We start from the raw sequence: 15,146 nt of genomic DNA, 5'->3' as shown, positions 1-15,146 counted from the left end.
TCTATATTTCAGTTTGTTCACAGTTTAATTATTGCAAATTAGCGAAAAGCTTCGCATGATTAGCACAATTTCTCAGGATCTTATTCGTATTTATGAAGTCAGAACGTGGCATAGGTTTAATTGCACTGATCTTCTGCATCTTAGTCATTGCAGCATTCTTGGTGTTTAGTATTTATTTAATAAGACTCGACTCCGTTGTACGTGACAAGTTTGAAGGCAAGCGCTGGGACATTCCTGCGAAGGTATTCGCACGCCCACTCGAAGTGTATACCAATGCCCCTGTCAATCAGGCTGACTTCACTCAAGAGTTAAAACTTTTGGGCTATAAGTCCTCGGAAAACTATACCAAATCAGGGAACTTTGTCAGTTCTGGCAATGAGCTATATGTACACACTCGTGGCTTTGACTTCGGTGATAGTGTAGAGCCTGAACAAGTGCTTAAAGTTACCTTTGCAAATGAGCAAGTGGCTGAAGTCAGTGCAACTAAACCCTCATCTACAGGGATTGCACGTTTAGAGCCGATGCTGATTGGCGGGATTTATCCGCAGCATAATGAAGACCGTGTCCTGATTAAACTCGACAAAGTCCCTAAGCCTTTAATTGAGGCTTTAATTGCAACAGAAGATCGTAATTTCTATAGTCACCACGGCGTTTCAATTCGTGGTACGGCACGTGCGATTGTGAGTAATGTCACGGGTGGAAAACGTCAAGGTGGTTCAACACTGACCCAACAGTTGGTGAAAAACTTCTATCTCACCCCTGAAAAAACCATTAAGCGTAAAGTCAATGAAGCATTTATGGCTTTATTGGTCGAATTTCACTATGACAAAGATGAAATCTTAGAAGCCTATCTCAATGAAGTAAACCTCGGTCAAAACGGTAACTATTCTATTAATGGTTATGGTTTGGCTTCGCAGTTTTACTTCGGTATGCCTCTGCGTGAGCTAAATATTGCGCAGCAAGCTTATTTGGTAGGTTTGGTACAAGGTCCAACATTATATAACCCTTGGCGTAACCCAGAAGCTGCAGAAAAGCGTCGTAATATTGTTTTAAACAACATGTTAGTCATGGGCTATCTGACCCAAGAACAATATGAAACTGAAACGGCTCGTCCTTTAAATGTGATTGCCAAACCGACTCTCGGCCCTTCACGTTTCCCAGATTTCTTAGACATTGTACGCCGTCAGTTACGTACCGAATACCAAGAAGGTGATTTGACCAACCAAGGTCTACGCATCTTTACAACGCTCGATCCGATTGCCCAAACCAAAATTCAAGACGCGTTTAAATCGACTGTTGGTCGCTTAAGCCGTGGCTCAAGCCGTCTAAAAGAGCTACAAGGTGCGGTGTTGGTTGCTCATCCTGAAAATAGTGAATTGGTCGCAGCTGTTGGTTCAACCCAAGACTTTACCGGTTTTAACCGTGCACTCGATGCCAAACGTCAAGTCGGCTCACTGCTTAAACCAGTGATTTACCTCAGTGCAATTCAATCGGGACGTTACAACTGGGCCAGCCCAATTGAAGACAGTAGCATTAGTATTCAAGCCAATGGTAAAGCATGGACACCTAAGAACTATAGCGGTGGCGAACATGGCGTTGTGCCGATGGTACAGGCACTGTCTAATTCATATAACTTATCCGCTGTTCGCCTTGGTCAAGAGTTTGGTTTATCAACGTTTAGTAACCACCTAAAACGTTTTGGTGTGACCAGTAATATTCCAACCTATCCATCCATTTTCTTGGGTGCGGTGGACATGTCTCCGATGGAAATGCTCAGCATTTATGGCAACTTTGCCACAGGCGGTTTTAAGTATCCGACTAAATCCATTCGTACTGTTGTCGATCAAAATGGTCGCTTGCTGACCCGTTATGGTTTAAATGTCCAACAAACCATTGACCCTGCTTCTGCCTATGTCCTGAACTATGGTCTACAACAAGTGATGACCTCAGGTACAGGTCGTTCAGCTTATAACACTCTACCAAACTCACTTCAGCTTGCAGGCAAATCTGGAACCACCAATGACACCCGTGACTCATGGTTTGCAGGTTACTCGGGCAACTATGTTTCTGTGGTTTGGCTAGGTTTAGATGACAATAAACAAACTGGCTTAACCGGTTCTTCAGGTGCGTTGCCAGTGTGGACCAATGTAATGAGCCAACTGCGTCAAAAACCAGTTAACTTACGCCAACCAGATGATGTGCAATGGCATTGGATTGATCGTGGCACGGGTTATCTTGCCGCGCAAGGTTGTGAGGGTGCAATGTATATTCCCCTCTTGCGAAACACCGTACCACGCAAAGCAACCACATGTGGCTTACCGCATTATCAAGTTGAACCCACTTACAATCCTGAAACAGATGGTTACCAAGCTACACCTGAACAAGGCGACAGCATAGACAACTATATTCGTGAAAGTGAATCGAACATGCAGCGTAACTTAGAAGATGAGACGCAAGTCATTTCGAGTGGTAGCTATCAACCTGAATAAATAGGACGGATTTAAATTTTGATGTGGTTTAAACGTTTAAGTATCTTAGCAACCATCGTGACTGTGGCAGGCTGTCAAAGCCTCCCACAGCCATCTGAAAAAAAGATACCTGAAAAGCCGACACAGGCGGATAAAGAGCAGAAAACACCCTCAGGAGTTACAATTCACCCTTATGACCGCGAAGAAATTCAACGTCAGAAGATTGTGATTCCTGAACAGAAAAGCAAACAACAGTTTGATGATGGGCGACAGCTTCCTGCTTTTAAAAGCCTGATGCAAAAAACGCAAACGGCCTATCGCCAAGGCCAGTGGAGCCAAGCACAAAGCTACGCCATGCAAGCACAGCGTTTAGCACCACAGTCGAGTGAGACCTTTTTGTATTTGGCTTTAATTGCTAATCAACAAAAACAACCTGCAAATGCGGAATCGCTTGCACGTCGCGGCTTGAGTTATGCCCAAAGCAATGCCATGAAAAAGCAGCTTTGGAGCATTATCTTAAAAGCAGGTCAAATGCAGAAGAATCAGAAAACCATTCAACAAGCCCAAACAGCAATCAAAAGTCTGTCTTAAAAGCACGCTCCGTTAGATGGAGCGCTGCCCTGCTATACCATAAGCACCATAACTTTGCGCCTTGGCTAAATCAGCTAACTGTAAGCCGCCGAGAGCAAAAATCGGGATGTGAATCTCTTCTGCAATCAAACTGAACTGCTCCCAACCCAAAGTTTCACTATTTGGGTGGCTGAGTGTTTCAAGTACAGGGCTGAGTAAAAGAGCATCACAGCCAATTTCTTGTGCATGTTCAGCACTTATACGGTCATGACAGGCCGCTATATAACGCTGCCCAACGTTCAACTCCCCTTTACTCAATTGCATGAGTTGAGATTGTTTCAGGTGTATGGCCGCAACTGCCTGCTGTTGGAGTGGATTTAAACCTTTCCATAGTTCTATATTAACAATCACCCGTGCCAATTGTTCTACACTTAGTTCTGCAATTTTTAAAATATGTTCAGGACTGGCAGGCACTCGCCAATACAGCACTTGTTGTTCAGGCAAATCCTTCAACAGATCGATTTGATCTGAAATTTTAATCACGGGTGCAGCATAAAGTCGCTTCAAAATGGCCTGATTGGCTTTTGGAAAGTTAAGATCTTGTAATTCGGCACGCTTGAACCACGCCCATGGTGAGTGAATGTCTGCCAATAGATGATTTGATACTACGGCATGAAATAAATGCAAATTGACAATCACATCGTCATATTCAAACTGAATACAGTCAAAAGCATGCCAATCTTGTATATCAATTCCGACCTCTTCTAACACTTCACGGCGACAAGCTTGCTCAGGCGTTTCACCTGCTTCCACCTTCCCTCCAGGAAATTCGTGCTTATTGCCCTGATGCTGTTCCGCCTGGCGCCAGCCCACCAACACTTTGCCTTGATGTAAAAGGATGGCTATAGCAACTTGAACCAAAGGTTTTGACATAATCAGATTCCATTTCAGATGTGTAGCGTATTGAGTGATTGCATGTAACGATATTGAAGTTTTTTATATTTTCAGCGAGAAAATGTTGACAGCCTCATTCGATAATGATTATCATTTAAATCGTTCAACATATACCACGGAGTCGCCAGAATGAACGCACCATTTAGCTTATTTACTCGTAACGAAACAGCCCATTCACTACCAATGCTACACTCAAACAACTTATTTGCCCTAGGCCGTGAAATTCGCATTATGCATGCTGGAGAAGAGTATCGTCTACGACTCACTCGCAATAATCGACTCATTCTTACCAAATAAGAACTATAAAAACCCAATAACAATAATCGTGGAAACAAGCAGTATGTCAGCGCGTACTGCTTTTTAATGTCTTTAAGTTTGATCATTTATGCTTTTTTTATCACAGATCACAATCTGCACATCTAAGCCTCAACCCGATTTAACAGCAGTTCCACTTTTAAACCACCTAAGTCGGATGAACTAAATAACAACTGCCCTGCGTGTAAATCGACAATTTTCTGACAAATCGATAAACCCAAGCCTGAACCTTGTGTTTTTGTACCTAAAGCCCGATAAAAGCGTTCACCTAAACGTTGGATAACCGCAGCGTCGACACCGTATCCACTATTTTCAATCCTCAGTCTGAGTTGCTGTTTTTCGATCGTGAGATTGATAAAAATTTGTGCCTGCTCGGGGCTATAGCGAATGGCATTGTCGAGCAAATTGCGAAGTGCGCTAAATAAGAGCTGCTCATTGGCCAATACATAAACCTGCTCTGCAAGCACCGCGCTAATTTTAATCTGTTTTGAGTCCGCAAAAGGCTGTAAAGCTTTCATCACGTCCAGCATTAGCAGACTGAAGTCAAACTTAGTCTTCGCTAAGCTTTCCTTTTGCTCAGGGTCTAGACGTGCCAGCAACAACAAATTATCCAACACCTGTACCCCACGACTGACATCTTGTTGGATCGGTTTGAACTCACTTTCAAGTTCAGGAAACTTGCGCTTGAGCACCTGAAGTCGCATTTGTATCGCAGAAAGTGGAGAACGTAGCTCATGTGAAGCATCCGCGGTAAAGCGCTGCTCTGCCACTAAAGCTTGGTCTAAACGCGCCAATAAGGCATTCAGTTGAGACAGCATCGGTTGCAACTCAATCAGCTCAGGTTCTGGCATAGAAATAGGTGCTAAATCATTGACCGATTTATTTGAAATTTGCTCTGAAACTTGATGTATCACCCGAAATTTACGTCGAATGGCAAAATGTATCAACAACCACTGTACACACCAGACTAAAAACAACACACCACTGAAAACTAGAATGCTTTGCCAAAAGGCTTGGAAACGTTCGGACATCGACTGGGTCACTTGAACCTGTAAACCGTGATTATCCTGCGCAGTATAAATACGCCACAGTTTCTGCTCTGACCAATAAAAACCATAAGGTTCATCGGAAACCAAACTCAAATGATCAACAGTAATTTTTTCAGGTACATCTTCGGATGCAGTCAAAAGTTGCTGTGCATTATCGAGTCGATAGCGAATATCAAACTCATCACTAAGCTCTGCCAAAGCTTGACCATTGCTGACCGTTAAATCATCTGCCAGCAACATATCGGCCATTTCATCCATAATTTCATCTTGCATAGTCATGGTCTGATAAACCGACACCCCAATAAACATCAGCAATGCCAAAAGCCCCGCCAGTATCGAACTGAGGAGCGAACTTTTAACAAGCTGACGCTGCAGTGAAATTGGCTGAGCCATTATGTGTCCTGATTCATTCTGTAGCCCAAACCACGTATGGTTTTAATACAATGACTACCGAGTTTTTTTCGTAATTGATAAATAAAGACCTCAATCGCATTACTTTCGATTTCATCGCCCCATGCATAAAGACTTTCCTCAAGTTGTTCCCGCGTAACAACATATTCGGGCTTGAGCATCAATTTATGCAAAATTTGAAACTCTTTGGCAGTTAAATTAACAGCTTGACCATTTTGAGTCACACTTTTGGCTTGTGGGTCGAGTTGGATATTGGCATAACTCAATACCTGCGAGCTGCTATGCTGTTGCTGTCGAAGTTGTAAGCGAATTCGAGCAGATAATTCCTCTAGACTAAAAGGTTTGACCAAATAATCATTGGCGCCCAAGTCTAGACCTTCGACTCGATCTCGAATACTGTCACGCGCTGTTAAAAAAATCACAGGAGTCGAGAGGTTCTTGCCACGGACTTTCAGCAAAATGTCATCGCCTGTGGCATGCGGCAAACCACGATCTAAAAGCACACAGTCATAGTGATGCTGTTCAATGGCTAAAATGGCATGGTCACCCCGTTCCACCCAATCGACACTGTAGCCATCCATTTCAAGCCAAGTTTTAATACTCTCAGCTTGAGAGGCATCATCTTCTGCCAATAATATCCGCACTGCTTAACCTGCCTTATTACGATTGTTTAGATCATGCCGTGAAATGGCTCAAAATACAAAAACCACAGGGCTAAGATCCAATCGAAGCCCTGTGGTTTTTTAAGAAAGTCCAATCACATTGAATTGAGCTTGGGCAAGTGTGTTTAGAATTTCACTTGATCTACATCAATTTCAACGCGTTTTGCTGGTTTGTAGTCAATATCTACTTCACCGATAATGGTTACAGGTGTTTTAGCCGAAATTGCTTTGCCACCCCATAATTCATCATCAATGTCGACAGTGATTGAACCAGTTTGGTCACGGAATTCATACTTCTCATCCCCAATGGCTTTGACCACATAACCTTTTAACTGGACGTGACTGTCATCTTTTAATGTTAGCGCATGCTTAACCGTAGTTGGTGTTGAAGCAGCAACTGCCGCTTGGTTCACTGCTGTGTTTGCTACAGCGACTGTCGTTGAACCAATAACACCAGCAACCAATAACGCTTTCATCATCATATTCATATCCAGTACCTCTATTTAATTGTTCACCTATTCGATGAAGTCATTAAACCAAAGCTAGATGAGCTGAATCTTAAGAAAGCTTCAAGTAACGCATTAAACGCTTAGTTGAGTGGGACAACACGTAACACTTCTTCTAGCGTAGTGACGCCTTCTAAAACTTTACGAGCCCCTGCAATTCTTAAAGGCTCAATGCCTTCTTTTTTGGCTTGTTGACGCAGTGCAGTCAAGTCACCATTGGCACCAATCAGTTGCTTCGCCTCTAAACTCACAGGCATAAATTCATAAATACCGACTCGTCCTTTATAACCCGTTTGACGACACTCGTCACATCCGACTGCGGTAAAAACTTTTTCAGGCATTTCCATAATGTAATCAAAAGTCAGATGCTCCCATTCTTGACTGTTGATTTGCTTTTCAACTTTACAATGTGGACATAAGCGACGTACGAGACGCTGTGCCAATACCCCTAAAATGGTTGCCGCGGTTAAGAACGGCTGTACGCCTAAATCATGCAAACGCGTCAGACTGGAAGGTGCATCATTGGTGTGCAGAGTTGACAGCACTAAATGTCCTGTAAGTGCTGCTTGAATCGCCATATTGGCCGTATCATGGTCACGAATCTCCCCCACCATAATAATGTCAGGGTCTTGACGCATCAGTGCACGAACACCATCAGCAAAACCAAGATCAATACCTGTATTCACCTGCATTTGGTTAAAACTCGGCTCTAACATCTCAATTGGGTCTTCAATGGTACAGACGTTCACCTGTTCGGTAGCTAATTGTTTCAAAGAAGAATAAAGCGTGGTGGTTTTGCCTGAACCCGTTGGCCCTGTCACTAAAATAATGCCGTGACTATGCGAAGTCAGCGCTTGCCAATCACTGAGCAAATGCCCTTCAAAACCCAACTGCTGAAAGCTACGCACTAAAACTTCAGGGTCAAAAATACGCATCACCAACTTTTCACCAAAAGCAGTCGGTAAAGTCGAAAGACGCAGTTCTGTTTCTTGTCCTTTCGGTGTCCGTGTTTTTAAACGCCCATCTTGTGGTTTACGTTTTTCCGCCACGTTCATTCGACCTAAAATTTTAATCCGTGAAATCACCGCGGTTAAAGTATTGGCAGGCATGTTATAAATCGTATGTAATACCCCATCAATACGGAAACGAACTTTGCCGTTGTCTTTACGTGGTTCTAAGTGAATATCACTGGCACCTTGCTCAAAAGCAAACTGTAAAACCCAGTCAACTAATTTAACAATGTGTTGGTCATTGGCATCAGGGTTCTGGCTATCGCCCAACTGTAAAAGTGCTTCTACGCCTTTATTATCACGCTCGTAACTCCCAGACTTCTGGGAGTTACTGACAGCACGACTCACCTGATAATACTCGACCATATAGCGCTGTAATTGTTCAGGACTGAGTAATACACGCTGGATTTTTTTCGGTGCAACATTCTGCTCCAAATTTGCGATCCAATCTTTCATATACGGCTGATCTGTTGCAATCAATACTTGATTGGCCTGAACTTCAACAGCCAAGATTTTATTGCGGAACGCGAATTCTTGAGACATCACCGCAGTCAAAGCTTGCACATCGGCTTTGAGTGGATCAATCACATAAAACGGTAATTGGGTCTTTTCGGCTAGCCACTGACACAGCCGATTTAATGTCAGTCTCGACTGTGGATGCGACTGATCCACCAGATTAAAATGAGCAATCCACTGTAAAGGATGCCACTTCAATTGATCGCGTTGACGGTGCGAGGTTTGTACTAGATTTTTTTCTTTTTCAGTGATTCGCCCATCTTTAAACAGTTGATCTAAGCACCAAGTGGTATCAATTTCAAAATTAAAATTCATTGTTATACGTCCCCAAATATAACTCCACTATAGCAAGATTTTCTGTATTCATTCGCACAAAGCATAAGCAAATCCTACAAATATCGAGGAGTAGCCAAGCTCTCAATAGAATCACGAATTTACTCACAAATCTTGCTCTTTTAACTTGAATCCACCTTCAGCATTCGCCTATATTTTAGACAGGTCATTAGATTTTGTGAGATAGGCTTGGACTTCAGCGCAATTTCCATCAACAGTTTAGCGTTATCTGAGGTCCTCATCACCTTGGCTTCAGCATTAGGCTGTGGCCTATTGATTGGTCTAGAGCGCGAACGAAGCAAACTACGTGAAAACCAACAGAGCTTTGCAGGACTACGCTCCTTTGCAATTTGTGCACTCCTCGGTGCCATTTGTTTTTTATTTGGTGTCGGTATTGGCATTGTCGGTGCGTTGATCATCGGCGGCATAGTTATATTCTCAATGAAAAACCAAACCGAAGATTTGGGTTCAACCACTGAACTTGCCTTTGTCATGACCTATTTTATCGGGGCGATGTGCTTATGGAATACATCACTTGCTGCAGGTTTAGCCGTGCTCCTGACCATTATTTTAATGACCAAACATCCGATGCACAGCATTGCGGGGAAATGGATTACTGAGGCTGAGTTTAAAGACGGTATCTTTCTTCTAGCACTGATTCTAGTTGCCTTGCCCTTAACGCCGAATACGCCTTTATGGGGTGCTGTGCTGAATCCCTATATTATTTTAAAATTAGTCACGCTCATTCTTGCTGTTCAAGCGCTTGCACATATCGCCAAACGGCTACTGAGCACAAAAAATGCCATGATTTTATCAGCAATCGCCTCAGGTTTTGTATCGAGTACAGCGACTGTTGCTAGCTTAGGCATGGAAGTACGTGCAGGTCGAGCACTCGCCAAACCCAATGCAGGTGCAGCGCTCATGTCCTGTATTGCAACTTTATTACAACTGCTGATTATAGTCGCAGGTGTGAGTATACTTTGGCTCAAAACCATACTGCTTCCGACCCTTGTAGCAAGTGTCCTTTTAGGGATCTGTGCTTATGCGTTGGTACGATCTGCCCCTGCACAAGAACAACATCAACCCACTGATTCACGCATGTTTAGCTTAAAAGAGGCTGGCATTATTGCCCTGACTTTGACGTTCATCCAAGCGGGTGTGTATGGACTTAACCTTTGGCTGGGAGATGCAGGTTTAATAGCAGGGACTTTGCTGGCTTCTTTATTTGAAATCCATGCAGCGATGGCAACTGTGGTCATGCAAGGAGCACCAGCAGACACGGCAGCAATGTCTGCATTTATCTTAGGTTTGGCTGCACACGCTGTTGCCAAATCCGTTAATGCCGCCTTAACAGGTGGTAAGCAATACTTTATTGCTTTTGCCCCAATTCAGATTTTGCATATGGTGGTTTTGATTGGGCTACTTTGGTGGACGATTTATTAATTCGATTTAAATAATTAATTTTTATAAAATTTAATTTTTTATTTTCATCATATTAATCTATAATCGGCCCGCTTCATTTTTAAACAATAACTTTATTAATAATATATTTTTGAATTGGGATCTTTATGAAATTTAAAATATTATCGCTTGCTGTTTTTAGCGCATTAATGCTTAGCGCGTGTGGTGGCGGAAGTTCTGATAGTTCTAACAATACTAGTACTAGCAATAACTCAACATCCAATAATTCTTCAACTAATAACTCTAATAATACAAATACAGCCCAGCAATGGGAAACAGTTCGTATTGATTATTGGTATGACTCATATACGCAAGCTGCTGATTTTAGTTTAGAAAATACTTTAATTACCTTAGTCGATGGCAAATCTTACGCTGATATAGAAGCGGATGAAGATACAAATGAAATTTACTTAACTGAACAAGGTGAGTATCAAACATTTGGTCCTACAAATAGCCGCTATGGCGCTTTAATGGGAGAAATGACCTTCATCAATAATCAAATCAAACTTAGTCCTTATTCCGCAATCGGATCTACAGGTTTAGAATTCACCACAACTGTGAATCAACGTAATATCGCTGGTGAAAGCGTACTTGCAACTGTAGACCCTGAACTGAATTGGAACTTAGACTATCCCCAATATAGCGTTAAGTATCCAGATGCAATCAATACAAAATTAAAAGCATACCAAGCATTAAAATTCCCAGCGGGTTCAACCTGTTTACAGGAAACAGAATATTCAAATAATCAGGAATATCTACTCTTATCTGAAGCAGAAGATGTATATCAACAGGGCTTTAATGAATACGCAACGGCTTTTGCCAGCCAAACTGGGCAGAAATATTTTAAATACACAAAATTTAATAATGCGCTTGCCTATCATTACAGCCACGATGAAACCGAAGCACACGCTTTTAGTGGATACACGCAATATAATGGCGCCTACTATACAAGTTCAAAAGAAACTGCTGGCGTAGAGTCCAATCTTGCAAATGATATTCAATCAGAGAAAGAGCGAATAAATCAAATGAATATGTCTGCCGACGAGAAAACCGCTCGTTTAACTAAGGTAGATGGCTTAAATAAAGGTTGTGATTTATACAATTCAGTTGCAGCAAATTATTTAAAACAAAACCTGAAGTTTTAAATCTATTTCGAATAACTCAGTGGGTTTAAGTTTGAATCGATACAGGAGCTTATAGCTCCTGTATTTCTATACACGTTTCATTCACTTTAAATTTCACATCTAAATTTGCAAATTTCATCCCATAAATTCTCGCTTCATCATCCTGATACGCCGGTCTGGGATCTAAAGATAAAACGGCTTCAAGCTCTTGTGCAGTCTGTACAGACAATTTCTCACTCATCAAAAGCTGCTGCTTCTGTTCGATCGCCCGATCCGACCATATCACCGATTTACGTTTAGGTTCATCTTGCGCATAGCCACTTTCCGCATCTATAACGGCATCTGAGTAGTGTATATAAGGTTTAATATCGACAATCGGGGTGCCATCTAGCAAATCACTTCCTGTGACATACACTCGAACCGACTTCCCCTCTTTTTTGACGCACTTGAGCTTTACCACCGATAGACCAATCGGTGAAGGACGATACATACTACGCGTAGCAAATACCCCTATTTTTTTATTACCCCCTAAGCGTGGCGGACGAACTTGTGGGCGAAACTGGGTTTTTTCTGGATTTTTATTGTCATGAAACTGCCACACCAACCATAAATGACTAAATGCCTCAATTCCTTCAAAGGCCAGAACATCATTATAGGGGGCTGACATTTCAATATACGATTCCACTTGAACCAAATTAGGCTGCCGAGGAATACCAAACTTTTCCTTATAAGAAGAGTGCATATAGCCAATAATTGGCAAGGTTAACTCAGTCATCATCACTTTTTCTAATAAGCTCAATTAAATATATTCAGTTTATCGAGAATGATTTTAGATTAGAATAGCAACCTGTTCTAATTTGATAATTTATTGAGACCTTTAATGGCTGCTTTCAACGTCGAAAAGATTACTCACGTCCACCATTGGAATGATACTTTATTCTCTTTTAAAACGACGCGCGACACTGCTCTACGTTTTAAAAACGGTCAATTTGTGATGATCGGCCTTGAAGTAAATGGCAAACCGTTAATGCGTGCTTATTCTATTGCTAGTGCAAACTACGAAGAAGAACTTGAGTTTTTCTCAATTAAAGTTCCTGATGGCCCGTTAACCTCTATTTTACAAAAAGTTAAAGTGGGTGACGAAATCCTGGTATCTAAAAAGCCTACAGGAACTTTAGTACTTGATGACTTAAACCCTGGTAAAAACTTATACCTGCTTTCTTCTGGTACAGGTCTTGCGCCGTTCTTGGCAACCATTCGTGATCCTGAAACCTATGAACGTTTTGAGAAAGTGATTGTGGTTCATGGTACACGCTTCATTTCTGAGTTGGCTTACCAAGACCTCATTTTAGACGAACTTCCGAACAATGAGTTCTTTGAAGAGCTAGGCATTAAAGATAAATTGGTTTACTACCCAACGGTTACTCGTGAAGAGTATCCAAACCAAGGTCGTGTAACAACAGTGATTGAAACTGGCGAGATTTTTGAGAAGATCGGTTTACCACGTTTTAACCCAGAAACGGATCGTGCAATGCTTTGCGGTAGCCCAGCATTCCTCGATGACGTTGCTGCACTTCTAGACCAACATGGTTTAAAAGAATCGCCACGTATGGGTGTACTTGGTGACTACGTGATTGAACGTGCATTCGTTGAAAAATAAGATCATATAAAGATATTAAAAAACCGAAGCTTAGGCTTCGGTTTTTTATTTACTCTACGTATAGTTTTATCTAATATTAAAAAAAATAACAAATCTAGAATTTAAACCCATGGCCTTTCCAGAACTTAAATTTAAAGACTATTTAATAGTCAAACTACTTTATTATCCATACAGGATTCTAAAAAAATTCGAAATAATTCATCGACTGATTTGTATTAGTTTTATAGTGATTTGACTATACATCCAAAACCCAAGCCCAGCGGCCTCGATGTACAGTGCAAACTCCAGCATTTTGCTCTCATTACTTATGTCGTTGACCCAGCTCGTCTTAAAGAGATCATTCCAGCACGGTTTAAGTTAGACACGGTCCAGTACCAAGGCAAACAACATGCACTGATGTCGGTAGTCCCCTTCCAAAATTCACCATGGGGCAAACCAATTATCGGGTCTACGTGATTGATCAGGAAACACGGGAACGTTGTGTTTGGTTTTTAGGAACGACTTTGGACTCTTGGACACTGATCGTTCCTCGTTATGTTTGGCAATTACCGTGGCATCCAGCACAGATTGAGTTTGATTGTCAGCAAGATGCAGAGGGGCGATATAGACAATATAAAATGCGTACTCAATCGGCATGGGCCACTTCAGATGTACATTTGTCTCAGTCGGAACATGACCAATGGCATTTTGAAGGCTTTACCAATTTAGAAAGTTATCAAGTCTTCTTGACCCACCCTTTGGCAGGATTTTATCATCGCCGCGATGGAAAACTCGGCAGCTATCGCGTCTGGCATGATCGATTAAATCCGAAACCTGCAACCCTGCACTCTGCCCGCTTTGAACTTTTAGCAAGGCTCAATCTGGTATCCTATGACGATCAGCTCAAACCTTATAGCGTTCTGATTGAACCAATCAATGAATTCACCATTTATTTACCGCCGAGTTGTCTTAATTACTCGGGTAAATAGTGCAATAAATAATGAATACCCTACATATTTTAAGGAATATTAAGCATAATGAATAAATTTCAGCTAAGATAATGAGAGATTGGTTGTTTTTCTCCACAAATTCTCTATAATTCAACAAAACAGACAAGTCTGTCTATTTTTGCTGAAATACTGAATGACCGAAAACATTCAGAGGGTACAAAAAATATAAGAAGGCACATTAAGTTGCTCATATTCATATCATGCTTTATTGTAAAATAATGTGCGATATGGAACATAATCATTATCAGCAAAGCGCGATAACCTAACCGTTATCGCGCTTATTTATTTGCACTTGATTTATTTAAAATGTATTTAAGCCAGCAAGATAATGTGTATTGAGTTAAACTTAAAATCAAAGTTTATATATTAAGCAACCGAGAGTTCCATTTGAATTAAAGTGTTCACACGCTTCCAATAATCTTCCAAATGCACTTGCTTCGGATCGATTTGCGCTTGTATGGTCATGCCATCCAAAATACTCGATAAAAAAGCCGCCAACTGTTCATCCTGCTTCACACCTAGACGATTCAAAGCCTGACATAGCTTGCCTTTTAACCATTCTTTATAATCAATTGCAGGCTGTAGCGAAGACGGATAAATTTTTGAAATTTCTTCAACTGCCTTTTGGAATATACAACCATTAAAATCCGCGCTATGAAACCATGCATGGTACCATTCAAAAATTGCACGAATATGGGAGAGATAATCACTTGGGTCACATGCAGCAATCGTCGCTTCAAGCGACTGCTGTAAATTTTGGTTTCTTGTCACTAAGCATTCTTCAATTAATTTAGCTTTAGATGGCTTTGTTGCATAAATATGTAAGCATCTGATTTAAATAAATTTAATTTTGGATCAAAAAATAATCAAAACTTTTAAAATCATATAGTTATGAAATCTTTGTGCAACAAAGCCGCTTTAGATGGGAAGTATTTGTAAAACGTCATTTTAGCAACGCCAGACTCGCTAATAATCCGATCCACACCGATAGAATTATAACTATGTGAGTTAAAGAGATTAAGCGCTGTGTTAATGATGTCTTCTTTTTTTGACATTTATTTTACCTGATGCACAAAACTTTAAAATTAAGCCATTAACCCAAAAGAACAGCACATGAA

At 41.3% G+C, this 15,146-nt stretch carries 13 protein-coding genes and 2 pseudogenes; 7 read left to right on the top strand and 8 right to left on the bottom strand.

Going from position 1 to position 15,146, the window contains the following annotated elements; translation table 11 throughout:
• Positions 1-92 precede the first annotated feature (92 nt).
• Together mrcB and ACF8FD_RS12970 are read left to right on the top strand one after the other, a co-directional pair.
• Positions 93-2,489 (top strand): penicillin-binding protein 1B, encoded by a 2,397-nt coding sequence (gene mrcB, locus ACF8FD_RS12975; RefSeq protein WP_392453462.1) that lies wholly within the window; start codon positions 93-95, stop codon positions 2,487-2,489.
• A 21-nt stretch (positions 2,490-2,510) separates the two neighbouring features.
• Complete coding sequence (locus ACF8FD_RS12970; RefSeq protein ID WP_114392842.1) at positions 2,511-3,059, top strand: tetratricopeptide repeat protein; 549 nt, start codon at positions 2,511-2,513, stop codon at positions 3,057-3,059.
• Positions 3,060-3,071: 12 nt separating this feature from the next.
• On the opposite strand, the gene ACF8FD_RS12965 is transcribed toward ACF8FD_RS12970, so the two are convergent.
• On the bottom strand, positions 3,072-3,971 hold the full coding sequence (locus ACF8FD_RS12965; RefSeq protein ID WP_234304721.1) for an NUDIX domain-containing protein: 900 nt from the start codon (positions 3,969-3,971) through the stop codon (positions 3,072-3,074).
• Positions 3,972-4,121: 150 nt separating this feature from the next.
• Here ACF8FD_RS12965 and hemP point away from each other — a divergent pair, with 150 nt between their 5' ends.
• Entirely contained in the window at positions 4,122-4,289 is a 168-nt protein-coding gene (gene hemP / locus ACF8FD_RS12960) for a hemin uptake protein HemP (RefSeq protein WP_004696105.1), read from the top strand.
• A 122-nt stretch (positions 4,290-4,411) separates the two neighbouring features.
• Here the strand turns inward: hemP and ACF8FD_RS12955 are convergent, their stop codons facing one another.
• The 4 genes from ACF8FD_RS12955 to ACF8FD_RS12940 all read right to left on the bottom strand — a co-directional run bounded on the left by ACF8FD_RS12955 (position 4,412) and on the right by ACF8FD_RS12940 (position 8,776).
• Positions 4,412-5,749, bottom strand: a complete 1,338-nt coding sequence (locus tag ACF8FD_RS12955; protein WP_234304720.1) for a HAMP domain-containing sensor histidine kinase — start codon at positions 5,747-5,749, stop codon at positions 4,412-4,414.
• A complete protein-coding gene (locus tag ACF8FD_RS12950; RefSeq protein ID WP_005400550.1) occupies positions 5,749-6,411 on the bottom strand; it encodes a response regulator transcription factor in 663 nt (220 codons plus the stop codon). The genes ACF8FD_RS12955 and ACF8FD_RS12950 overlap by 1 nt, the downstream gene beginning before the upstream one ends.
• A 143-nt stretch (positions 6,412-6,554) precedes the next feature.
• Positions 6,555-6,917 carry a NirD/YgiW/YdeI family stress tolerance protein gene (locus ACF8FD_RS12945; protein WP_004696098.1) on the bottom strand — a complete coding sequence of 121 codons (363 nt, stop codon included), beginning with the start codon at positions 6,915-6,917 and terminating at the stop codon, positions 6,555-6,557.
• Positions 6,918-7,018: 101 nt separating this feature from the next.
• Positions 7,019-8,776: a GspE/PulE family protein gene (locus tag ACF8FD_RS12940; protein WP_234304719.1), complete on the bottom strand. Its 1,758-nt coding sequence runs from the start codon at positions 8,774-8,776 to the stop codon at positions 7,019-7,021.
• A 207-nt stretch (positions 8,777-8,983) separates the two neighbouring features.
• Here ACF8FD_RS12940 and ACF8FD_RS12935 point away from each other — a divergent pair, with 207 nt between their 5' ends.
• Positions 8,984-10,237, top strand: a complete 1,254-nt coding sequence (locus tag ACF8FD_RS12935) for an MgtC/SapB family protein (RefSeq protein ID WP_392453461.1) — start codon at positions 8,984-8,986, stop codon at positions 10,235-10,237.
• A 125-nt stretch (positions 10,238-10,362) separates the two neighbouring features.
• Positions 10,363-11,400 carry a hypothetical protein gene (locus ACF8FD_RS12930; RefSeq protein WP_234304717.1) on the top strand — a complete coding sequence of 346 codons (1,038 nt, stop codon included), beginning with the start codon at positions 10,363-10,365 and terminating at the stop codon, positions 11,398-11,400.
• A gap of 49 nt (positions 11,401-11,449) precedes the next feature.
• Here ACF8FD_RS12930 and tsaA read toward each other — a convergent pair whose 3' ends face one another.
• Entirely contained in the window at positions 11,450-12,157 is a 708-nt protein-coding gene (gene tsaA, locus ACF8FD_RS12925) for a tRNA (N6-threonylcarbamoyladenosine(37)-N6)-methyltransferase TrmO (protein ID WP_017397215.1), read from the bottom strand.
• A 102-nt stretch (positions 12,158-12,259) separates the two neighbouring features.
• On the opposite strand from tsaA, the gene ACF8FD_RS12920 reads away from it, so the two are divergent.
• The gene (locus tag ACF8FD_RS12920; protein WP_004696086.1) at positions 12,260-13,039 is read left to right on the top strand and encodes a ferredoxin--NADP reductase; all 780 of its coding nucleotides are present in this window, start codon (positions 12,260-12,262) and stop codon (positions 13,037-13,039) included.
• A 231-nt stretch (positions 13,040-13,270) separates the two neighbouring features.
• A pseudogene (locus ACF8FD_RS12915) lies at positions 13,271-14,007 on the top strand (DUF2071 domain-containing protein).
• A 387-nt stretch (positions 14,008-14,394) separates the two neighbouring features.
• Here ACF8FD_RS12915 and ACF8FD_RS12910 read toward each other — a convergent pair.
• Positions 14,395-14,826: pseudogene (locus ACF8FD_RS12910) on the bottom strand (TetR/AcrR family transcriptional regulator); the annotation flags it as partial.
• Positions 14,827-14,909: 83 nt separating this feature from the next.
• Positions 14,910-15,083, bottom strand: a complete 174-nt coding sequence (locus ACF8FD_RS12905) for a TetR/AcrR family transcriptional regulator (protein WP_392453460.1) — start codon at positions 15,081-15,083, stop codon at positions 14,910-14,912.
• Between the last annotated feature and the right edge of the window lie 63 nt (positions 15,084-15,146).

Origin of the sequence: Acinetobacter sp. TYF_19 (genome assembly GCF_043105125.1) — a bacterium.
In the GTDB taxonomy this organism is placed as follows: domain Bacteria; phylum Pseudomonadota; class Gammaproteobacteria; order Pseudomonadales; family Moraxellaceae; genus Acinetobacter; species Acinetobacter johnsonii.
The sequence above is the reverse complement of the archived record's forward strand: the minus strand, read 5'-3'. Positions and strand labels throughout refer to the sequence as shown.